Annotated in this window: 17 protein-coding genes; 6 read left to right on the top strand and 11 right to left on the bottom strand. The window is 70.5% G+C overall.

Annotation, left to right across the window (positions count from 1 at the left end):
- Positions 1–70: 70 nt before the first annotated feature.
- A complete protein-coding gene (locus KF837_03500; GenBank protein ID MBX3226345.1) occupies positions 71–1,711 on the bottom strand; it encodes a hypothetical protein in 1,641 nt (546 codons plus the stop codon).
- An 85-nt stretch (positions 1,712–1,796) separates the two neighbouring features.
- Here KF837_03500 and KF837_03495 point away from each other — a divergent pair, with 85 nt between their 5' ends.
- Positions 1,797–2,498, top strand: coding sequence for a hypothetical protein (locus KF837_03495; GenBank protein ID MBX3226344.1), 702 nt, complete (start codon positions 1,797–1,799; stop codon positions 2,496–2,498).
- On the opposite strand, the gene KF837_03490 is transcribed toward KF837_03495, so the two are convergent.
- From KF837_03490 to KF837_03475, 4 genes are read right to left on the bottom strand one after another with little or no spacing between them, the layout of a single operon-like run.
- Positions 2,499–3,677: a hypothetical protein gene (locus KF837_03490; protein MBX3226343.1), complete on the bottom strand. Its 1,179-nt coding sequence runs from the start codon at positions 3,675–3,677 to the stop codon at positions 2,499–2,501.
- A complete protein-coding gene (locus tag KF837_03485) occupies positions 3,674–4,141 on the bottom strand; it encodes a hypothetical protein (protein MBX3226342.1) in 468 nt (155 codons plus the stop codon). The genes KF837_03490 and KF837_03485 overlap by 4 nt, the downstream gene beginning before the upstream one ends.
- Positions 4,138–4,602: a hypothetical protein gene (locus KF837_03480; protein ID MBX3226341.1), complete on the bottom strand. Its 465-nt coding sequence runs from the start codon at positions 4,600–4,602 to the stop codon at positions 4,138–4,140. Before KF837_03480 ends, KF837_03485 begins: the two co-directional genes overlap by 4 nt.
- Positions 4,603–4,619: 17 nt before the next feature.
- Positions 4,620–6,509 (bottom strand): protein kinase, encoded by a 1,890-nt coding sequence (locus tag KF837_03475; GenBank protein ID MBX3226340.1) that lies wholly within the window; start codon positions 6,507–6,509, stop codon positions 4,620–4,622.
- A 46-nt stretch (positions 6,510–6,555) separates the two neighbouring features.
- On the opposite strand from KF837_03475, the gene KF837_03470 reads away from it, so the two are divergent.
- On the top strand, positions 6,556–8,808 hold the full coding sequence (locus KF837_03470) for a hypothetical protein (protein ID MBX3226339.1): 2,253 nt from the start codon (positions 6,556–6,558) through the stop codon (positions 8,806–8,808).
- 262 nt (positions 8,809–9,070) lie between these two features.
- Here KF837_03470 and KF837_03465 read toward each other — a convergent pair whose 3' ends face one another.
- The 5 genes from KF837_03465 to KF837_03445 all read right to left on the bottom strand — a co-directional run bounded on the left by KF837_03465 (position 9,071) and on the right by KF837_03445 (position 14,492).
- Complete coding sequence (locus KF837_03465) at positions 9,071–9,820, bottom strand: hypothetical protein (GenBank protein MBX3226338.1); 750 nt, start codon at positions 9,818–9,820, stop codon at positions 9,071–9,073.
- A gap of 192 nt (positions 9,821–10,012) precedes the next feature.
- Positions 10,013–10,297: a hypothetical protein gene (locus KF837_03460; GenBank protein MBX3226337.1), complete on the bottom strand. Its 285-nt coding sequence runs from the start codon at positions 10,295–10,297 to the stop codon at positions 10,013–10,015.
- Positions 10,298–11,237: 940 nt separating this feature from the next.
- Positions 11,238–12,593 (bottom strand): cytochrome P450, encoded by a 1,356-nt coding sequence (locus KF837_03455; protein MBX3226336.1) that lies wholly within the window; start codon positions 12,591–12,593, stop codon positions 11,238–11,240.
- Entirely contained in the window at positions 12,586–13,734 is a 1,149-nt protein-coding gene (locus KF837_03450) for a DUF1343 domain-containing protein (protein ID MBX3226335.1), read from the bottom strand. The genes KF837_03455 and KF837_03450 overlap by 8 nt, the downstream gene beginning before the upstream one ends.
- Positions 13,735–13,754: 20 nt before the next feature.
- A complete protein-coding gene (locus tag KF837_03445) occupies positions 13,755–14,492 on the bottom strand; it encodes a neutral zinc metallopeptidase (protein ID MBX3226334.1) in 738 nt (245 codons plus the stop codon).
- Positions 14,493–14,621: 129 nt separating this feature from the next.
- Between KF837_03445 and KF837_03440 the strand changes: the two genes are divergently transcribed.
- From KF837_03440 to KF837_03430, 3 genes are read left to right on the top strand one after another with little or no spacing between them, the layout of a single operon-like run.
- The gene (locus tag KF837_03440; GenBank protein ID MBX3226333.1) at positions 14,622–15,986 is read left to right on the top strand and encodes a sigma-54-dependent Fis family transcriptional regulator; all 1,365 of its coding nucleotides are present in this window, start codon (positions 14,622–14,624) and stop codon (positions 15,984–15,986) included.
- Positions 15,983–16,930, top strand: a complete 948-nt coding sequence (locus tag KF837_03435) for a hypothetical protein (protein MBX3226332.1) — start codon at positions 15,983–15,985, stop codon at positions 16,928–16,930. Before KF837_03440 ends, KF837_03435 begins: the two co-directional genes overlap by 4 nt.
- Entirely contained in the window at positions 16,918–18,027 is a 1,110-nt protein-coding gene (locus tag KF837_03430) for a hypothetical protein (protein ID MBX3226331.1), read from the top strand. Before KF837_03435 ends, KF837_03430 begins: the two co-directional genes overlap by 13 nt.
- Here KF837_03430 and KF837_03425 read toward each other — a convergent pair whose 3' ends face one another.
- Positions 18,028–18,528, bottom strand: coding sequence for a TerB family tellurite resistance protein (locus KF837_03425; GenBank protein ID MBX3226330.1), 501 nt, complete (start codon positions 18,526–18,528; stop codon positions 18,028–18,030).
- A 54-nt stretch (positions 18,529–18,582) separates the two neighbouring features.
- Between KF837_03425 and KF837_03420 the strand changes: the two genes are divergently transcribed.
- Positions 18,583–20,916 (top strand): hypothetical protein, encoded by a 2,334-nt coding sequence (locus KF837_03420; GenBank protein MBX3226329.1) that lies wholly within the window; start codon positions 18,583–18,585, stop codon positions 20,914–20,916.

Genomic DNA, 20,916 nt, shown 5'->3' with positions numbered 1-20,916 from the left:
GAGCGCGCAAGCGCGAGGGCCGTGTCTGGGGTGGGGTGTCGGGGCGAAGCCCGACGTTGGGCAAAAAACCTCACGGCGCTTCGATCGCGCCGGCGGTGCAGCCTTCCGGTTTGCGGGGGTTGCCGAGTTGGTCGGTCGGTGGGCAGGACTTGCCGAGGCCGAGGGCGGGGCTGCCTGCTTGCGGGGTCGTCGTGAGCATGTCGGTGCCGGAGAGCGGGCCCATCTTTGGGTCGGCGCGCTGGATGGCCGTCACGCACGCGAGGTCGTTGTTGCCCTTGTTGGTCGCGGGCCATTGGAGGTTGTCGCTGCCGTTCGCGGATGCGCCGTTGCAGTTGAGCGGCGTGTAGTCGTTGAGCCATTCGTTCGCGATGATGCTGTTGCGAATCGTGAGGCGCGTGCTCGCGCCGCCGATGCCGGAGGCGAACTGGGCCTTGTTGCCGACGAGCGTGACGTTGAGCCACGTGCCCGTCACGCGGTCGCCGACCTGCACGCCGCCGACGAGGCCCGTGTCCGTGAACGGGTCTCGCTCCCACACCGTGTTGTTCGCGACGGTGACGTTCGTCATGTCGATGACGCCCGGCGCCGGGCCGCCGTGCTCGTAGATCGACATCGCCGCCGCGAAGCGCGCGCGGTTGTTCGTCAGCGACGTGTTCGTCATCGTCACCTTCGTCCCCTGGAGATAGACCGCGCCGGACTGGCTCGGCGGCTCGACCGGGACCTCGTTGCGATCGAAGACGCTCTTGTCGATCGTCGTCGCCTCGTTCTCGTACGACGTGCGGAACACCGCGCCGCCGAACGCGCGCGCCTTGTTGTTCGTGAACGTCGATCCGCAGATCGTGAGCGTCTTGCCGCGGCCGTCCATCGTCGACGCCCCGCCGTTGCCGCCGTTGCCCGGGTTGCCGCCCTGGCCCGTCGTCGCGTTGGCGTCGAGGACGGTGTCGACGATCGAGAGGTTCGAGCCGAGGACGCTCACCGCGCCGCCGTTCGAGCAGGTGTTGCCGGCGAACACGCTGCGCACGACGACGACGGAGCCCGCGCCGACGGAGTAGATGCCGCCGCCGGCGACGTCCTGCCCGGTGAGGGGCCCGTGGTTGTCGACGAGCTTCGCCTCGATCGCGTGGACGTTGCCGCCGAGCGTGTAGATCGCGGCGCCGCCCTTCGTCGTCGCGGTCGTGTTCGGGACGTCGGTGGTGCGCCCCTTCGTGAGCGTGATGCGCTGCACCGTGAGCGTCGGCGCGGCCTTCTCGAACGAGTGGACCAGCTCGACGATGCGCGTCGTGTCGCCGCCGCTGAGCGTGATCTTCCCGCCGCCGTCGATCGTCGTGTCCTTGTTCGTCGGCGCCGCGAGCGGGCTCGTCACGACGATGGTGTGCTCCGCCGCGCCACAGTCGAACGTGATGACGCCGCCGGCGGTGACCGCCGCGCGGAGCTCGGCCTCGGTGCACGACGCGGGCGTCCCCTTGCCGACGACGGTGGTCGGCTTCGTCACGTCCGCGAGCGCGATCGGCGGGGTGCACTTCGGTGGCGGGAGCTCCGGCACCGCGCCGTCGAACGGCGAGCCCGCGTCGGTCGGACCGCCGGGCGGAGGCGACGAGCCGCTGCTTCCGCTGCTTCCGCCCGCGTCACCGCCGTCGGCGGGAGCGACGGTGTCGTCGGACGACCCGCATCCGGGGGAGAGTACGACCAGCGCGATCCACGCGGCCCATCGCATTCCCAGATGAAAGCACACCCTCTACGCTTGCGCTCGATCGGCGAGAAATATGCGAGCATCTGCAGCAATGGGAACCATAGGAACGATGAAGACGATGGGAATGAAGGCGTACGAAGGTGAAGCGCTCGTCCTCACCTGCATGGATCTCCGGCAGATGGATGAGGTCGCTGAATACCTCGGTACGACGCAATACGCCGCGCCGCGCGAGCACAACGGCACGAAGCCGTCGGCCGGCGCGGGTCTGAAGGACCTCTACGATCACGTCGCGATGGCGGGCGCCGCGCTCGGCGCCGTCTCCCCGCTGAAGCCGCACTGGAACCAGGCGTTCTGGGATCACGTCGACCTCGCCGTCGCGCTCCACAAGGTGAAGCGCCTCATCATCATCGAGCACCAGGACTGCGGCGCGTACAAGGCGCTCTTCATGCCCGCCTTCCGGCGCGGGTGCATCGGCGCGGCCAACGCGACGAAGGACGGCTGGGCGGACGAAGAAGAAGAGGCCGCGTGCCACTACCGCATGGCGCGCGCGCTCCGGAACGAGGTGCTCCGGCGGACGCACAAGCTCGACGTCGAGATCCTGTACGCGGCGCTCCCGTTCGGGAGCACACACGCGACGATCCGCCTCTTCAACGAGCGAGAGATCGAGCGCGCGCTGCGCGAGGAGGCGGAGGACGAGAAGGAGGCCGAGATCCGGAAGCTCGTCGCCGCCGCGGACCAGGCCGACAAGGCACGCAGCGTCAACGGCCTCCCGCCGCCGCCATCCGACAACGAGAAGCGCGCGACCGCGTAGTCAGAACGAACCGGCGAGGGCCGCGTGGATCGAGAGCTCGATCCGGCGGCCGTTCGAGAGGTCCTTGTCCGAGAACTGCCACAGCTCGGTCGAGAACTTCACGCGGAGGCCGCGCTCGATCGCGTAGGCGCTGCCGAGCGTGTAGCGGACGACGCTCGCGCGGCGGCCGAGCTCGCTGCCGGCGGGGATGTTGCCGAGGCGCTGCATGCCGTCGACGCGCGCGATGAGGTCGAGGTCGGGCGTCAGGCCCTGCTCCACCTCCGCGTAGGCGCCGTGCTTCAGGAAGAAGCTCCCGCGGTTCGGGGCGACGTCGTACTTGAAGACGCTCTTGTCGCTGATGTCGAAGGTCGTGCGGCGCGCGAGGTACTCGAGCCGTATGTTCGTGCGGTCGTAGCGGAGGGAGAGGTCGGCGCCGCCGATGTAGTAGGTCTCGTGGTTCTCGGGATCGTACGTGCCGCCCATCCCGCTCACGCCGGCGGTGACGTCGCCTGCGTCGCCGAGCTTGTACGTCAACGCGACGCGGGCGCCGACGGTGGGGCGCGCGTTGTTGTCGACGTAGTAGTTCTGCGGGCTCCGCGAGAGCTGGAAGTTGATGTCGGTGGGGCGGAGGTCGGCCTTGAAGCCGCTCACGGCGTAGACCGCGTAGTCGAGCTGCGCCGACTCGCCGATGAACTTCGTGCCGTCGATCTCGACGCCGTTGTCCGGGAACGGGCTCGGCAACACGCTCATGTTCCACTGCCGGAGGCGGAGCATGCGGCCCATGTCGTAAGGGAGCGGCTTGTCGCTGAGGCGATGGTTCGCCGGATCGTGGCGGAGGTTGAACGCGCCGAAGCTCGGGCTGAAGCGGCCGACGCGGAAGTTCAGCTCGTCGACGACGCGGATGTCGAAATACATCATGTCCGCTTCGAAGCCGTGGCAGCCGTAGCAGACCTTCATGTTCGCGGAGACGTGGTCCGAGAAGTCGACCGCGATCTTGCCGGCGAGCTCCATCGTGAAGCCGTCGAACGCGGACGGGAACGTCTTCATGTTCCGCGCGGTCGGCGCGAAGTTGTAGTCGAGCTGCGCCGAGCCCGCGAAGTTGCGCTCGAGCGCGCGCGCCGGCGTCACGAGCGCGACGAGCGCCGCGACGAGCGCCGCCAGCGCGACGAGCAACGTGCTCCGATGACGACGGACCTTCACGGGCCACCGTCCTGCGCGTCGACGGCGGGCGGGCTCGGAGGCGCGGGCGGCGGGCTCGGAGGCGACGCAGGAGCAGAAGCAGGGGCAGGGGCAGAGGCAGAGGCCGAAGCCGAAGCCGAAGCCGAGGGCGCGCCGCCGCTTCGCTTCTCCTCCTGGATGCGCCGCAGGTCGGCGGCGTACCACTTGAGGAAGCGAAGGATGTGCGCCTGATCGTCGTACGAGATGCCGCTGCCCGGCTGGCGGCGCATGCGGTTCACGTACATGACCCACTGGTCGTCGTCGGTGATGTTCGACGAGAGCGGGCGCGCGAGCGAGTGGCACTTCGAGCACTTCGTCGTGAAGAGCTGGTAGTCGGAGCGCAGATCGTCGGGGATCTTGCTCGTGTCGAGCCCCTCGCTGCGCGCGCCGCTGCACGAGAAGGCAGCGAGCGCGAAGGCCAAGGCCGTGAGCGTGCGGCGCATCATTCGTCGGCTCCTGCCGCTCCCTCCGCGATCCAATCGCGGACGAGCTGGATCTTCGTCGCGTCCCAGAACGGTCCGCCGCGCGGCATGCGGGCGCCGGTGAACGTGCCTTCGAGCTTCTGGACGATCGCGGAGTCGCACGGCTTCCCCGGCACCACGATCAGGTTCGGGGGAGTGGAACGTCCGCCCTGGCGGAGCGCCTGGAGCTTCGAGAGATCGAGGCCCGTCGCGACGAAGCCTTCCATGCTGCCGCTCGTCGAGGAGTGACAGCCGATGCAGCCCCGCGTGCCGTCGACGTCGCCGTCGATGAGCGGGCGGATGTCGCGCGCGAAGTCGACCGCGACGGCGGGGTTCGAGTCGGCGTCGCTGCACGTAGCGCGGAGGTCCCCCGTCTCGGGATCGAGCTCCTTGCAGGAGCCGAGCGCGAGGAACGCGATGACGATCGCCAGCTGCCCACCCTTCATGGCGTGCCCGCTTTACTTCAATCGCAGCTGAATGTCACCGGAACGTCGAACTCCGGATCGCCCGTGACGTCGCCGCCGCGGAAGCTCACCGACGCGACGCGCGGCGCCGCCGCGTTCACGCACTGCGCGACGGCAGGGGGGCAGCCGTTGCACGTCGCGCCGCGGAACGCCTTCGTGTCCGAGAAGCGGAGGTGCACGGTCGCGCTGATCGGAGCGGCCGGCTTCTCCTTGAAGCCGCTCCGCGCGCACGACGTCCACGCGGCGTCCGCCCCGTTCAACGTGAGGTCCTTCGCGTTGTAGCCCGACGTCGCCTTCTTCGCGCCGACCGCCGCCTTGCAGAGCGAAGCGTTGAACACGGGCGCCGCCGGCGCGGGCGCGGGCGCCGGTGCGGGAGGCGGCGCGACGGGCAGAGGCGCAGGGGCAGGCTCGGGGGCCGGCGCAGGCGCAGGCGCAGGAGCGGGCGCGGGCTCGGGGGCCGGCTCGGGGGCCGGCGCAGGCGCGCCGCCCGACGTCGTCTTGACCGGCGTCTTCGGCGGGAGCGTCACGTTCGCGTTCGTGTTCGTGCTCGCGTGCTCCTGCGAAGACGCGGGCGACGCGGAGGCCGACGCCGACGCCGGCGGCTCGGGCGCGATCGGGTGGGCGCTCGGCTCCGCGCTCTTGCTCGCCGGCGTGGGGACCACCGGCGTCGTCGTCGTATTCGTCGTCGCCGGCGGCGGCTTCGACATCGCGGGCTTCACGACGAACGCGAAGAGCGCGGCGCCGACCGCGATCGCGCCGACCGCGACGCCCGCGTAGAGCGGGACACGCGACGGAGGCGGCGGCTCGGCCGCGACCGCGGTGCCGAGCGGCGTGATCTTGCTCGTGCCGGGCGCGCCCTTCATCGGCTGCGCGGGTTGCGCCGACCGCATCGGCTGCGAGATCGGCGCCGGGTTCGGGCCGGTCGACGTCGCGCCGGGCTGCGCGGGCATCGGCAGCGTCGCCTCCGTCGCCGCGTGCATGTCGACCGGGAGCGGCCGCCCTTCGATCGCGGCGCGCACCGCGGAGCGCATGTCACGCGCCGACTGGAAGCGCTCCTCCTTCGCCTTCGCGAGCGCGCGGACGCAGATCTGCTCGAGGCCCTTGTGCACGCCCGGGTAGTGGACCGACGGCGGCTCCGGGACCTCGGTGATGTGCTTCAGCACGACCGCGAGCGCGGTCTCGGCGAGGAACGGCGTCCGCCCGGTGAGGAGCTGATAGAGGATGACGCCCATCGAGTAGAGGTCGGAGCGCGGGTCGAGCTTCTCGCCGCGGGCCTGCTCCGGCGACATGTACTCGGGCGTCCCGACGACGAGGCCCGAGGTCGTGAGCTTCGCGCCCGTCCCCGCGCGCGACTTCTCGTCGTCGCTCTCGGTGATCTTCGCGATCCCGAAGTCGCAGACCTTCACGATGTCCTGCCCCTCGTCGTCCTTGCGATCGAGGATCATGATGTTCTCGGGCTTCAGGTCGCGGTGGATGACGCCCATGTCGTGGGCGACCTGCATCGCGGCGAGGCCCTTCATCATGATGTCGGCGATGCGCGCCTCCGGGAGCGGCCAGTCCTCGTGGATGACCTTGTAGAGGTCGCGGCCCTCGAGGAACTCCATCGCGATGTAGAGGAGGCCGTCCGGCTCCTCTCCGAACTCGATGACGCGCATCGCGTTCGCGTGGTCGATGCGGCTCGCCGCGCGCGCCTCGCGGTGGAAGCGCTTCACGAAGCTCGGGTCGACCGCGACCGAGGGGTGCATCACCTTGAGCGCGATGTTGCGATCGAGGGTGGTGTCCTTCGCGCGGTAGACGGCGCCCATCGCCCCGCCGCCGAGGAACTTCTCGACGAGGAACTTCGCGGCCACGCGGCGGCCGATGAGCGCGGGATCTCCCGTCTCGGACATCGCCGGGCAGCATAGCCCTGGCACGCAGGCATGATAAAGAGGCGCCATGCCTCTTCTCCGTGCGCGGCGCTCCGTCGAACGCATCCGCTCTCTCGCCAACGGTGCTCGCATCGAAGCGCCGCGGCTGACGATCGACCAAGGTGTTGCGAAAGACCTCTTCCTCTCGCAGCTCTTCTGCCGCCTGACGGACGTCGAGGCGCACGAGCTCCGCGCGAAGAACCAGGGTTACTACACGATCTGCAGCGCGGGCCACGAGGGCAACGTCGCGCTCGGGGCGCTGACGCGCGCGACCGACCCGGCGCTCCTCCACTACCGCTCCGGCGCGTTCTTCCTCGCGCGCGCGCGGGCGGCGTCGAACGGGGCCGAGGAGCGCGCGGGCGTGCTCGAGCTCCTCCTCTCGCTCGCCGCGTCGGCGGACGATCCGATCTCGGGCGGCCGCCACAAGGTGTTCGGCAGCGTGCCGTGGGGGATCCCTCCGCAGACGAGCACGATCTCCTCCCACCTCCCGAAGGCGGTCGGGATGGCGCTCGCGATCGATCGCATGAAGAAGCTCGGTGTCGACGGCGGCACGTCCGCCGGCGCGATGCCGACGGCGCGCGACTCGATCGTGCTCTGCTCCTTCGGCGACGCGTCGCTGAACCACTCCACCGCGCAGGGCGCGATCAACGCGGCGTCGTGGGCGGCGTACCAGAAGGTGCCGGTCCCCGTGATCTTCGTCTGCGAGGACAACGGCATCGGCGTCTCCGTGCGCACGCCGAACGGCTGGGTCGAGGCGCGGATGAAGGCGATGCCGGCGCTCACGTACGTCTTCGCCGACGGCCGCGACCTCTCCGACGCGTACACGAAGACGAAGCAGGCGGTCGACTTCTGCCGCGAGAAGCGGAAGCCCGTGTTCCTCCACCTCGCGACCGAGCGCGTGTGGGGCCACGCCGGCAGCGACGCCGACGGCGAGTACCGCTCGAAGGACGACATCGCGCGCGCGGAGGACAACGATCCCGTACTCGTCGCCGCGCAGTCGCTCCTCGACGCGGGCGTCCTCACCGGCGCCGAGCTCGTGGAGGAGGTCGACCGCGCGCTCGAGATGGTGAAGCGCCTCTCCGCCGAGGCGGTGAAGCGCCCGAAGCTCACCACCCGCGCCGCGGTCATGGAGTCGATCGCGCCGTCGCACCAGAGCGCGGTGCTGGCGGAGGCGAAGCGCGCCGGCTACGCGCCGATGCCGGCGGACGCGGACAAACCGAAGACGCTCGCCCACTCGATCAAGGCCGGCCTCGGCGACCTGATGCGCAAGTACGGCGAGATGATCATGTTCGGCGAGGACGTCGCGGAGAAGGGCGGCGTCTACGGCGTCACGGTCGGGCTGTGGAAGCAGTTCGGCCCCGGGCGCGTGTTCAACACCCTCCTCGACGAGCAGACGATCCTCGGCGTCGCGATCGGCGCGGGCCAGGTCGGCCTCCTCCCCGTCCCCGAGATCCAGTTCCTCGCTTACTTGCATAATGCAGAGGATCAGCTCCGCGGCGAGGCGGCCACCCTCTCCTTCTTCTCGCGCGCGCAGCTCAAGAACCCGATGGTCGTGCGCATCGCGGGCCTCGGCTACCAGAAGGGCTTCGGCGGCCACTTCCACAACGACGACTCGCTCGCGGTGCTGCGCGACATCCCCGGCGTCCTCCTCGCGGTGCCGAGCCGCGGCGACGACGCGGTGAAGATGATGCGCACGCTCGTGGCGGCGGCGAAGGTCGACGGCCGCGTCGCGGTCATCGTCGAGCCGATCGCGCTCTACCACACGAAGGACCTCCACGCCGCGGGCGACAACGGCTGGATGTTCCCGCTCCCGCCGCAGGGCGAGGCGATCGACGTCGGCGAGGTCGGCGTCTACAACGGCGAGGCGCGCGACCTCGTCGTCTTCACCTACGGCAACGGCGTGCCGATGTCGCTCCGCGTCGCGAAGAAGCTCGCGGCAGAGAACGTGCAAGCGACGATCATCGATCTGCGCTGGCTCGCGCCGCTGCCGGCGGAGGCGATCGAGACCTACGCGCGGGAGGCGGCGTCGATCCTCGTCGTCGACGAGTGCCGCAAGTCCGGCAACGTCGGGGAGGCGATCGCGGCGCTCGTCGCGGAGAACCCCGCCCTCCGCGCGAAGCCGTTCGCGCGCGTCGCCTCGGCCGACTCGTTCATCCCGCTCGCCGACGCCGCGAACCTCGTCCTCGTCTCGGAGGACGAGATCCTCCACGCCGCCCTCGCCGTCGCCGGCGTGAAGACGCACGCCTCCGCGGTCGTCACGACCGTCGCGCACCCGAGCTGAGTCGCCTCGCGATCGTAACGACCGTGTGACGCGACCGTCTCGAGTCGCCTCGCGACCGTCTCGAGTGCCGCGCGACCATCTCGAGTCGCCGCGCGACCGTCTCGAGTCGCCTCGCGATCAGTCTCGACTGCGGCGCGACGTCGTAAGGCGCCTCGCGATCAGTCTCGACCGCGGCGCGACGTCGTGAGGCGCCTCGCGGCAGCGGCTCGCAATCCTCGCGCGTGCGGTCGTTCACTGCGATGACGGTGACGATGACGTTTCGTTAGCCGACCTCATTCAGCTTCTTCGCCTGCGTTCGCAGGAGCGCCTGCAGCTTCACGGCGCGCACGACCACCAGCTCGGGCGGCAGCGCGCGCAGCATCTGCACGGCCCGAGCCCCGATCTCGAGCACCTCGCTGAGGGCCCGGGTCGGCACCTCCTTGCCCGCGACGTGGACGGCAGCGCGGCGTGCCCGCGCGAGCTCGTCTCCACGTCCTCGAAGGTCAGGCAATGCGAAGACGGCCGCTGCAGCGTCTGCAAGCACACGCAGATCGATCGGCCGCTCCACGAAGGCTCCCGCCGGGAAGTGCTGCATGAGGTGCTCCGGGCGCAGTCGCGGCAGGTGCTCACGAACGCGCTCCGCGATCGAGCTCCCAACCAGGCGGATCGCGAGCATGTCTGGGAGGCTGGTCCCTTCGCGCATCGGATCGCGGTCAAGCCCGTGACGCGCGTCCTGTCGCTGCACGTAGTGGAAGGTCCGGAGCGCGTGGTCTTGGTTCTGCAGCGGCACGATGTGAGCGCTCTGAAACCGCGAGCCGAGCCCGAGCAATCGGCCGAGCGCGATCTCGACATACCGAGCGAAGTCCCCGACCGCCGGCCGGCTCGCGGCGAGGACGGCGTGCAAGTGATCGTCCGCCAGACCGTGTGCGAGCAGCCCTCGGTCCTCCCCTTGCGAGAGCACCACGCGCGAGACGGTGCGCACCGCCGCCCGTGTGGTGGCGATGGGCCGGCCGTCCATGAGCCGCATCACCACGTGAAACCCAAGGGGTGCCAGAGCACGAGCCACGGACCTCGAGTCGGAGACAGGCATTACGCCCGCAGTCGTCCCTCCCCCCCGCGAAGTTGCGCAGTATCACCATTCACTTCCACAAGACGCCCGATAGTTCGGACGCAACGTCAGCGAAGCGGCTGCACGCCACTCACATCGCGCGCCCCCGCGCGACCCCTACGCGAACTCCAGCGGGGTGGCTGCGCTCACCGACCCCCTCCACTTCGCATCGCGCGTCCTCAACGCGAACTCCAGCGGGGTGGCTGCGCTCACCGACCCCCTCCACTTCGCATCGCGCGTCCTCAACGCGAACTTCAGCGGCGTGGCTGCGCTCACCGACCCCCTCCACTTCGCATCGCGCGTCCTCAACGCGAACTTCAGCGGGGTGGCTGCGCTCACCGACCCCCTCCACTTCGCATCGCGCGTCCTCAACGCGAACTTCAGCGGCGTGGCTGCGCTCACCGACCCCCTCCACTTCGCTTCTCGCCAGCCCTACGCGAACTTCAGCGGGGTGGCTGCGCTCACCGACCCCCTCCACTTCGCAACCACCGCTGCAGCGAGGAGAGCTCGCAGACTGGACACGAAGTTCCTGCGCGGAGGGCGATGGATTCCGCCCCTTCCGACCAGCTCAAGTACATGTGGACGCGTGGCCCGACGTGGCCTCTTGTGCAAGGTGCTTGCAAGGCCACGCCTCATGGCGCGAAACTCAGCGGATTGTGGAGGGGAGCTTGTCGCCCGAGGATTCTCTTCGGGCTCTCCTTCGTCCGCGCGAAGGACACCACGCAGGGAATCAAGTGGGAGCTTGCGCCATGAGAGGACCTGCTTCGCTGGCGTACTTTGCGATCAGCGTAGTCGGATTGCGAGCGTTCATGGCGTGCGACCCTTCCCGCTTTGATGATTACGTGCTCGACATTGACGGCGCGGCGCGCCCCGAAACGAACAATCCTAGCTCGAGCGGCTCTCCGTCCGTGGACACGGCGAGTAGCACCTCTTCGTCAGGCGCGGCGTCATCATCGAGCTCCTCATCCGGCAGCAATGGGGAAGAAGCCCTGCTCTCATGCCGAATAGGAGAGAGAGGCAACCGGGCTAGAGCTGCCCTCCCGGATATGAAAATCGAACCGACGCGTTCAACAACGTTTGCGGCGCTGAATGTCGGGTGCTGCAGAGTCTCTGCTTCGCGAAGGCGTGACCGCGACGGTGGTGCGAAGAAGCGCCTGTCCCGCCGGCACTCATGAAGCTGTGCGAGCGTACAGCGACTGCGCTCTTCGGCCCGGGGGGTTCGACACGATAGATGGTGGCTCGGTGTCCCTCTGCGTTGCCGATTGAAGCGCGAACATCGCGAACGCCGACGAGGCTACGTGGTGGACCCAGCGCATCGTGGCGGCGCGCGCGGCGCGCGGGATCACGTCGCGATCGTATCGCTCCGCCTCCGGACCTGCATCGGGAGGCCGCCCTTCGGCCGGAGCGTCACCGACGGCACGAGCTTCGGCTCGGCCTCGGGCGACAGGTCGAAGCGGCGCGCGATCGTCACGAGGACGAGCACCATCTCCATCGTCGCGAAGGCGTTGCCGATGCAGACGCGCGGGCCCCCGCCGAACGGGAAATACGCGTGCTTCGGCACCGCCGGCCCCGTCAGCCAGCGCTCGGGGTCGAAGCGCTCGGGCTCGGGGAACCAGCGCGGATCGCGGTGGACGACCCACTGCGCCGCCCACAGCTGCGCGCCCTTCTCGACGTCGATCCCCGCGACGCTGAGCGGCTGGGTCGCCTCGCGCCCGATCGCCCACGCCGGCGGGTAGAGGCGCATCGACTCGCGGATGACGGCGTCGGTGTACTTGAGCGCGGAGACGTCGGCCGCGGTCGCGGGCCGGTCGCCGAGCACGCTCGCGACCTCGTTCCGGAGCTTCGCGAGCGCGAGCGGGTGCCGGCCGAGGAGGTGGAGCGCGTAGCCGAGCGAGAGCGCCGTCGTCTCGTGTCCGGCGAGGAGGAGCGTGATCGCCTCGTCGCGGAGCTGGCGGTCGTCCATCACGCTGTCCTCGCCCTCGCTCGCGTCGATCAGCATCGAGACGAGGTCGCCCCCGTCGGTGCGCGCGCGCCGCTCGCGGATGATCCCGTAGATGATCTCGTCGAGCTCGGCGATCGCCTTCTTCGTGCGGAAGTTCTGGGGGATCGGGACGGAGAGCGGAATGATCGCGCTGATGCCGGAGAAGCGCTCGGCGAGCACCTCGAGGCAGCGCTCGACGCGCCGCGCGACCGCGGTCACCTCCACGCCGAAGAGCGTCTTCGCGACGATGTCGAGGGTGAGCCGCATCAGGTCGACGTGGACGTCGCGCGTCTCGCCGTCGGTCCACTCCTCCGTCGCGCGCTCGGCGTAGCGCACCATCACGTCGGCGTACGCCGCGATGCGCTCGCGGTGGAAGCCGGGCTGGACGAGCCGCCGCTGCTTCTTCCAGAGCGCGCCCTCGCTGAGGAGGAGGCCCTTTCCGACGATGACGCCGAGCTCGCGCGTGAGCCAGTCCTTGACGAGGAGGTCCTTGCGCGCGACGACGAGCTCCTCGATCGCGTCGGGGTGGTTGAAGAGGAAGACCTCGTTCTGGAGGAGCGGGAAGCGGACGACGTCGCCGTGCTCCTTCGAGATCTCGGTGAGGAACTCGAGCGGCCGCCGCACCATCGCGTCGGCGCAGAGGACGATGGAGTTGGGGCCGGGCACGTCCGGCCGCGGCGGGAAGCCGAGGAAGGAGCGGACCTTCTCCCTAAGCACGCGCCGCCTCGACGATCGCGCGCTCCTCCGCGCCGACGTGGCTCACGTGCTCGGCGATCTCGCGCGCGTCGTCGCCGGCGAGGATGCGCTCGCGCGCGATCGCGGAGCCGGTGAGGATGTCGAACGCCGGCTTGTCGTCGACGTACTCGTACTCCTCGGTGCGGAAGCGGAAGTGGTCCGGCGCGGCGTGGTGCGCGAGCGCGACGAGCGCGACGTAGGTGGCGACGGGGCGGAACACCTCCTCGTCGGTGACGTGGATCTGGACGCCGCCGCACGCCTGCTTGGCGTGTTTGTGGAACGTCGGCTCGAAGGAGAGCGGCCGCGCGATGAAGCCGGGGAGCCCCGTCTCCGCGAGCGCGCGCGCGAGCTCGGCGCCGTCGATCCACGGCGCGCCGGTGATCTCGAACGGCTTCGTGGTGCCGCGTCCGTCGGAGAGGTTCGTCCCTTCGAGCAGGCATCCGCCGGGGTACACGAGCGCGGTGTCGTACGTCGGCATGTTCGGCGACGGGAGCACGAAGGGGCGGTCCCACTTCGGCGCGTGGGTGTGGCGCGCGACGCCGCGGCACGCGATGACGTCGACGTTCGGCGCCCAGCCATCGACGCGGCCGCGCCACATCACGATCTCGCCGAGGGTGAGCCCGTGCCGGATCGGGATCGGCTCGAGGCCGACGAAGGAGAGGAAGCCGGGCTCGGGGAGGCGCCCTTCGACGACGCTGCCGATCGGGTTCGGCCGATCGAGGACGACGACGCGCACCCCCGCCTTCGCGCACGCGCGCGCGACGAGCACGACCGTCCACACGAACGTGTAGTACCGCGCGCCGACGTCCTGGAGATCGACGACGACCACGTCGAGCCCCTCGAGGTGCTCCGGCTTCGGCGAGAGATCGTCGAACGTCTCGCCGTAGAGGCTGACGACGTCGCCGCCGCCGGCGACCCCGACCATGTCCTGCGCGTGCCCCGCCCACCCATGCTCGGGCCCGAACAACCGCGCGGGCACGATCCCGATGCTCTTCAGCACCTCCACCGCGTGCACGAGCCGCCGCGTCACCGACGCCGGGTGCGCGAGGAGCCCCACCCGCGACCCACGCAACCCGCGCGCGAGCCCGGGATCCACCAACAACCGATCGAGGCCGACGTCCACGCGTCGAGCCTATCCCATCGCTAGAGGCCGCTCGCGGAGAACGTGTCGCACGAGTCGACCGCGCCGTGCTCGAAGCCGGCCTTGAACCAGCGCCGGCGCTGGTCGCTCGTGCCGTGGGTGAAGGTCTCCGGGGACACGCGGCCGCCGGTCCGGCGGTCGGCGCCGAGCGCGGCGGCCGCGCGGAGGGCCTCGTCGACGTCACCTTCCTCGAGGAGGCCGCGCTTCTGCGTCGTGTGCGCCCACACCCCGGCGTAGCAGTCGGCCTGGAGCTCGAGGCGCACGTTCGCGCCCGGCTCACCCTCGCGCTGGGAGCGGCGGAAGATCTTCACCGTCGCGGTCGCGCCGAGGAGGTCCTGCACGTGGTGGCCGATCTCGTGCGCGAGGACGTAGGCCTGCGCCGGCCGCGCGAGCTCCTCGTGGAAGGAGAGATCGACCGACACCCGATCGTCGGTCGGGCAGTAGAACGGGCCCGTCGCGACCTTGCCGAAGCCGCACGCGGCCTCCGTCTCGTCGCGGTAGAGGACGAGCTTCGCGTCCTCGTAGCGCTTGCCCGCGCGGGCGAAGAGCATCCGCCAGGTCGCCTGCGCGTCGTCGAGGACGAACGCGGCGAAGCGCTCCTGCCTCTCGTCCTCCACCTCCACCGAGGCGCCGGTCGTCGCGGTGACGCCGACCGGCTCGTCCTCCGCGCCGCCGACGATGAAGCCCACCCCGACGACGAGGAGCGCGATCACGATGCCGACCGGAACGAGGAACCGCATGCCCGAGGGAAAGCAAGGCCGGGACCGGCGGCGCGTCCGTCCGTGCAAGGATTGCGAGGTGCGGCGGAACGCGGCCACCGCCGCGCGAAGAAACTGCTAGGATGCCTCTGCAAACTTTGCGGAGGACCGATGCGCCGCGTCCTGGTCGTCGACGACGAAGAGAACATCCGCCTCGTCCTCAAGACACTGCTGAAACGCCACGGGTACGACGTGGAGGTCGCAGACAGCGGCGAGTCTGCGCTCGCGCTCGTCGACTCGTTCGGGCCCGACTTCATCCTCACCGACGTGCGGATGCCGAAGATGAACGGCCTCGACCTCCTCGCCACGCTGAAGGCGAAGCAGAACCCCGCCACCGTCGTGGTGATGAGCGCGTACGGCAGCGTCGACCTCGCGCTCGAGGCGATGAAGGCGGGCGCGTACGACTACGTCGGCAAGCCGTTCAAGCCCGACGAGATCGTCCTCGTCCTCCGCAAGGCGGAGGAGCGCGAGTCGCTCCGGCGCGAGAACCGCGCGCTCAAGGAGCAGATCCAGAAGGAGAGCCAGTTCGAGTCGATCCTCGCGAAGAGCCACGCGATGGGCGAGATCTTCCGCACGATCACGAAGATCGCCGACTTCAAGACGACGGTCCTCATCCAGGGCGAGAGCGGCGTCGGCAAGGAGCTCGTCGCGCGCGCGGTGCATTTGCGATCGAGCCGCAAGAACCACCCCTTCGTCCCGATCAACTGCGGCGCGATCCCGGAGAACCTCCTCGAGAGCGAGCTCTTCGGCCACAAGAAGGGCGCCTTCACCGACGCCCACTCCGATCGCCGCGGCCTCTTCGAGGAGGCCGACGGCGGGACGCTCTTCCTCGACGAGATCGGTGAGCTCCCGCTCAACCTCCAGGTGAAGCTCCTCCGCGTGCTGCAGGAGGAGACGATCCGGCGCCTCGGCGACACGAAGGACGTGAAGGTCGACGTCCGCATCATCACCGCGACGCACCGCGACCTCGCGGCGGAGGCGAAGGCGGGCCGCTTCCGCGAAGACCTCTATTACCGAGTCAACGTATTGCCGATTACGATCCCCCCGCTCCGCGCGCGGCGGGAAGACATCAATCTCCTGATTGACCACTTCCTCGTCCGCAACAACGCGCGATTGGGGACGAGCATCCGCGCCCTCACCGGCGACGCGCGGAAGCTCCTCCTCGAGTACGCGTGGCCCGGGAACGTCCGCGAGCTCGAGAACACGATCGAGCGCGCGATGGTGCTGTGCGACGGCGACGTCATCGACGCGGGCGATCTCCCGGAGCGCCTGCGCGAGGCGCTCGATCCGGTGCAGGTCCAGCTCGCGACGGGAGAGCTCTCGGTGAAGAAGACGACCGCCGCGATCGAGGAGATCCTCATCCGCCGCGCGCTCCAGAAGACGCGCGGCAACCGCACCCGCGCCGCGGAGCTGCTAGAGATCAGCCACCGCGCGCTGCTCTACAAGATCAAGGACTACAAGATCACCGATCTATGAACCGCTCCGGGCTCTCGGTCTCCGCCTTCGCTCTCACGCTCCTCGCCGCCGCGCCGGCGGGCGCGCAGGCGACCCCGCGCGACCAGGCCACCGCGCAGACGCTGTTCGAGGAGGGCCGCCGCCTCATGCAGGCCGGCTCGTACCCCGAGGCGTGCCCGAAGTTCGCGGAGTCGAACCGGCTCGATCCCGGCGCCGGCACGCTCCTCAACCTCGCCCTCTGCTACGAGAAGAACGAGCAGCTCGCGAGCGCGTGGGTCACCTACACCGAGGCCGCCGCCGACGCGGATCGCTCCGGCCGCCAGGAGTGGGTCAAGAAGGGCAAGGACAAAGCCGCCGCGCTCGCGCCGCTCCTCACCACCTTGACCGTGCTCGTCCCTGCGCGCACGCGCGTGAGCGGGCTCGAGGTCACGCGCGACGGGCAGCCGGTGAGCCGCGCGGAGTGGGGCGTGAAGGTCCCGATCGACGGCGGAGACCACGTGATCGAGGCGCACGCCCCGGGGCACGAGGCGTGGAGCACGCGCGTGACCGCCCCGCCGAAGAGCGGCGCGCTCGCGATCGAGGTGCCGCCGTTGCCGAAGGCAGCGGCGCCGGTGGAGCCGCCGCCGCCGGATCGCGGCGCGCCGGAGCGCGCGGGCGGGACGCAGCGGACGATCGGCGCGGTGCTCGCCGTCGCCGGCGTCGCCGGGCTCGGCGCGGGAGGGTTCTTCGCGTTCCGCGCGACGTCGAAGCACGACGACGCGAAGTCGGACTGCAACGCCGACGAGACGCGCTGCGGCCCGGCGGGGCTCGCGAGCTACGACTCCGCGCGCCAGAGCGCCGACGTCGCGACGATCGCGCTCATCGCCGGCGGCGCGCTGCTCATCGGCGGCGTCGTCCTCTACCTCACCGCGCCGCGCGGCGCGCGCGCCCCCACCGCGCTGCGGGCGCCGGGATGGACGTTCTGATGTGGCGGCGCGCGCTCGCGGCGAGCCTCGTCCCGGCCGTCCTCGTCTCGTGCCGCGCGGTGCTCGGGCTCGGCGATCCGCTCCCCTACGAGGACGGCGGCGGGAACGAACAGCCGGTCGTGACGGAGGACAACTCCGCCTGCGGCGGGGCGAACCTCGTCGTGGATCCGAGCCACTGCGGCCGCTGCAACCACAGCTGCCGCGGCACGCGCTGCGAACGCGGCAAGTGCGTCCCGCTCGGCGTCAGCGTCGGGCCGCACGTCTACGCCGTGTCCGACGGGCGGCTGTTCGCGATCGTGAACGACGAGATCGTGCGCGTCGACACGAGCGGAGACGCGGTCCGCATCGCGGAGAAGGCGCTCGTCGGCGCGAGCCCGCGCGCGATGATCGCGAACGCGCAGCACGTCGTCTGGTCCGGCGACGACGGCGTACGCGTCTGCTCCGCGACCGGCTGCCCGGCCGACGGCCCCGAGATCCTGAGCGCCGCCGGCAAGCGCACCGGCCCCGTCGTGCACGTCGCGCCGGTGCACCCGACCTACCCGTACGTCTGGGTCAACTTCACCGACGCGACGGTGGAGAAGTACGGCGGCGCGATCCCGCTCTCGACCGACACCCGCGTCGAGCGCGCGCTGTGCCCGAGCGCGTTCGCGTCGGCCTCCGGCGGCGCGTATCTCTCCGACGCGCCCGGCGACCGCGTGTGGCTCTATCGCGCGACGGAGCAAGGGCGCATCGCGGCGAACGTCGAGGACCAGTGCGCGATCGCGGCGGCGGGAAACAATGTATTTTACACCGATTCGGCGAACGTCTGGCGCTCGGAGGTCAACGCCGACGGGACCCTCGCGCCGCGCGTCGCGATCGCGACGAACCTCGTCGCGCCGAAGGCCCTCGCGACCGACGACGAATACGTCTACTGGGCCGCGTCCAGCGCGGAGACGTCGATCCTGCGCTGCCCGCAGACCGGCTGCGAGGGACCGCCCGAGGTCGTGGTCGAGGGGATCCCCACGATCGAGTCGATCAAGAGCGACGGCCCCTTCCTCTACTTCAGCGCCTTCCTCAACGCGACGGTCGGGCGCTTCATCTATCGCGTCGCGAAATAGCTACGACAGCCCCACCAGCTTGTCGCGATGGCGCGCCTGCGAGGCGACGTAGTCGTCTTGCGTGAGGCCGAGGACGTCGGTCAAGCGGCGGAGGTGGTTCACCTCCGCGACGCTGACGCGCTCGTCCGCCGCGGCCACGTCGAGGAGGAGGTCGAGCACGTGCAGCCGCAGGTCCCGATCCGCGAGCTCACGGAGGAAGCGCGCGTACTCGCGCGCCTCCAGCTCCGCGATGTTCACGATCGACGCGCGGAGCGTCGCCACGATCGCGTCCACACCGGCGCGGCCGACGCCGCGGACGTCCTCGAGCACGGCGCGGATGCGCGCCTCCTCGACCGGGAGGTACGGTCGATCGACGACCGCCACTTGCCCGAGGAGCCCGACGATGGACGCGACGATCTTCACGTCCTCGTCGGCGGCGTCGGGCATGTGCTCGCGGACGGTGCGGAGGAGCACGAGGCCGCGTTTGTCCTCGCTCGAGCGAAAGAAGCCGAGGATGCTCATCGGAGGAAGCATACTACCGGTCGGGGTCGACGACCTGCTACGCTCCGTGGATCGATGAGGGTCGTAGCACGAACGTGGCGCACGGCTCTCGTGCTCGGCGTCGTCTCGGGTTGCTCGCTCACGACCTCGTTCGACGGCTTCACGGGAGGCGGGAGCGGCGTCCCCGACGGGGGCAACGTCACGGCGGAGGGCGGCGACGGCGCCGACAGCGGGGCGCCGGATGCTTCGGGCTCGATCGCCGTCGCGCCAGCCGAGAGCACGCTCGCGCCGGGCGCGGAGCTCCAGCTCACGGCGACGCCCGCGGCGACGGCGTGGGCCGTCACCGAGCCCGGCGGCGGGACGGTCGACGCGAACGGGCGTTACCGCGCGCCGTACGCGGCCGGCACCTTTCACGTCGTCGCGACCGGCGCCGGAGGCGCGACCGCGACCGCCACGATCACGGTGACGCCGGGCATCGTGCTCCTCGCGGGACAGACCGACGGCCACGTCGACGCGACCGGAGCCGACGCGCGCTTTCGCGGTCCCGACGGCATCGCCGTCGACGGCGACGGCAACGTCTACGTGAGCGAATGGGGCAACCGCGTCATCCGGAAGATCACGCCGGGCGGACAAGTGACGACCCTCGCCGGCGACGGGACGGCGGGCAGCGCCGACGGCGACGGCAAGACGGCGCGCTTCCGCTCGCCCGCGGGCCTCGCCGTCGACGCCGCGGGGAACGTGTACGTCGCCGATCACGAGGACCATACGATCCGCAAGGTGACCCCGGCGGGCGAGGTCTCCGTCTTCGCGGGTCGACACGGCACGCCCGGCAGCGCCGACGGAGCGGCGACGGCGGCGCGCTTCCGCTACCCCAGCGACGTGACGATCGACGCGAACGGCGACCTCTACGTCACCGACAACGGGAACCACACCGTCCGGCGCATCAAGCCCAACGGGGCGACGAGCACCATTGCCGGGAAAGCCGGTGAAGACGGGGCAACCGATGGTACCGTGGACGCGCGGTTCGGCTGGCCGTGCGGCCTGGTCACGTCCGGGACGGACATCTACGTCGTGGAGGAGCAGGCGACCGTCCGCAAGATCACGAGCGAGGGGGTGGTCTCCACCCTCGCCGGCCTCGCCGGAGAAGAGGACGACGACGACGGCACCGGCGCCGACGCGCGCTTCAAGTCGCTGTGCGGCGTGACGGTCGCGTCGAACGGCGTCCTCTACGTCGCCGACACGTACAACCATCGCATCCGTCGCGTCACGACGGAGGGCGTCGTGACGACGCTCGCGGGCTCCTCCCGCGGCACCGACGACGGCGCCTTCGACGACGCGCGCTTCACGGAGCCGGCGCGCCTCGCGCGCGGCCCGAACGGCGACGTGTTCGTCACGGACTGGATCGGCCACGCCGTGCGCCGCTTGAGCACGAACGGCACGGTGTCGACGTTCGCCGGCCCCCTCTTGCTCGGCGGCAAGAACGGCACCGGCGCGCGCGCCTCGTTCCGCGACATCTGCGGGATCGCGGCCGACGCCGAAGGGAACGTGTTCGTCGGGGACGTCGGCGCGATCCGCAAGGTCTCGCCCCTCGGCGACGTGAGCACGCTCGCGGGCAAGGACACGTGGGACTGGGGCCACGACGACGGCGCCGGATCCGCGGCGCACTTCGCGAGCCCGTGCAACCCGGCCGTCGACCGCCGCAACGGCGACGTGTACGTCGCGGACTACGGGAGCCACACGATCCGCAAGGTCACCCCCGCCGGGATCGCGACGACGATCGCGGGGATCCCTTGGACTGCGGGCGCGACGAACGGGCCGGCGGCGACGGCGCGCTTCGACAACCCGAGCGGCGTCGCGATCGACGGCGCCGGCAACGTCTTCGTCGCCGACACGGAGAACCACCTCGTCCGCAAGATCACGCCGGGCGGGATCGTCTCGACGTTCGCCGGGAAGGCGGGGACGAGCGGCGCCAACGACGGTCCGCTCGGGACGGGGACCCTCTCCACGCCGGGCGGCATCGTCGTCGAGCCCGACGGGAGCGTCCTCGTGAGCGAGTACGAAGCGCAGATCGTCCGTCGTATCAGCCCGGCCGGCGTGCTCTCGACGCCGTTCGGCGCGGCGTGGGAGCGCGGTCATCAGGACGGGACCGCCGCGCTCCTCAACGATCCGTGGACGCTCGCGATCGACGGCGCGACCGGAGACGCCGTGCTCGGCGAGTGGGACGGCTCGACGGTGCGGCGGCTGCGAGGGAGCACGACGACGACGCTCGCCGGCACCCCGGGCGAGCACCTCACGCGCATCGACGCGCTCCCGGGGAGCTTCGACCACGTGACGGGGATCGCGATCGGTCCGACGAGCATCATCGTCTCGAGCCGCGCGGCGGTCTTCCATATCGTCCTGCCGAAGTGA

The organism is Labilithrix sp. (genome assembly GCA_019637155.1).
Classification (GTDB): domain Bacteria; phylum Myxococcota_A; class Polyangia; order Polyangiales; family Polyangiaceae; genus Labilithrix.
This window is presented reverse-complemented; position numbering and strand designations above follow the sequence as displayed.

What these genes read in the sequence shown, in the direction of transcription:
- KF837_03500 (MBX3226345.1), bottom strand. Translation starts at nt 1,711, where the DNA reads ATGCGATGGGCCGCGTGGATCGCGCTGGTCGTACTCTCCCCCGGATGC.
- KF837_03495 (MBX3226344.1), top strand. Translation starts at nt 1,797, where the DNA reads ATGAAGACGATGGGAATGAAGGCGTACGAAGGTGAAGCGCTCGTCCTC.
- KF837_03485 (MBX3226342.1), bottom strand. Translation starts at nt 4,141, where the DNA reads ATGATGCGCCGCACGCTCACGGCCTTGGCCTTCGCGCTCGCTGCCTTC.
- KF837_03480 (MBX3226341.1), bottom strand. Translation starts at nt 4,602, where the DNA reads ATGAAGGGTGGGCAGCTGGCGATCGTCATCGCGTTCCTCGCGCTCGGC.
- KF837_03475 (MBX3226340.1), bottom strand. Translation starts at nt 6,509, where the DNA reads ATGTCCGAGACGGGAGATCCCGCGCTCATCGGCCGCCGCGTGGCCGCG.
- KF837_03470 (MBX3226339.1), top strand. Translation starts at nt 6,556, where the DNA reads ATGCCTCTTCTCCGTGCGCGGCGCTCCGTCGAACGCATCCGCTCTCTC.
- KF837_03445 (MBX3226334.1), bottom strand. Translation starts at nt 14,492, where the DNA reads ATGCGGTTCCTCGTTCCGGTCGGCATCGTGATCGCGCTCCTCGTCGTC.
- KF837_03440 (MBX3226333.1), top strand. Translation starts at nt 14,622, where the DNA reads ATGCGCCGCGTCCTGGTCGTCGACGACGAAGAGAACATCCGCCTCGTC.
- KF837_03435 (MBX3226332.1), top strand. Translation starts at nt 15,983, where the DNA reads ATGAACCGCTCCGGGCTCTCGGTCTCCGCCTTCGCTCTCACGCTCCTC.
- KF837_03430 (MBX3226331.1), top strand. Translation starts at nt 16,918, where the DNA reads ATGGACGTTCTGATGTGGCGGCGCGCGCTCGCGGCGAGCCTCGTCCCG.
- KF837_03425 (MBX3226330.1), bottom strand. Translation starts at nt 18,528, where the DNA reads ATGAGCATCCTCGGCTTCTTTCGCTCGAGCGAGGACAAACGCGGCCTC.
- KF837_03420 (MBX3226329.1), top strand. Translation starts at nt 18,583, where the DNA reads ATGAGGGTCGTAGCACGAACGTGGCGCACGGCTCTCGTGCTCGGCGTC.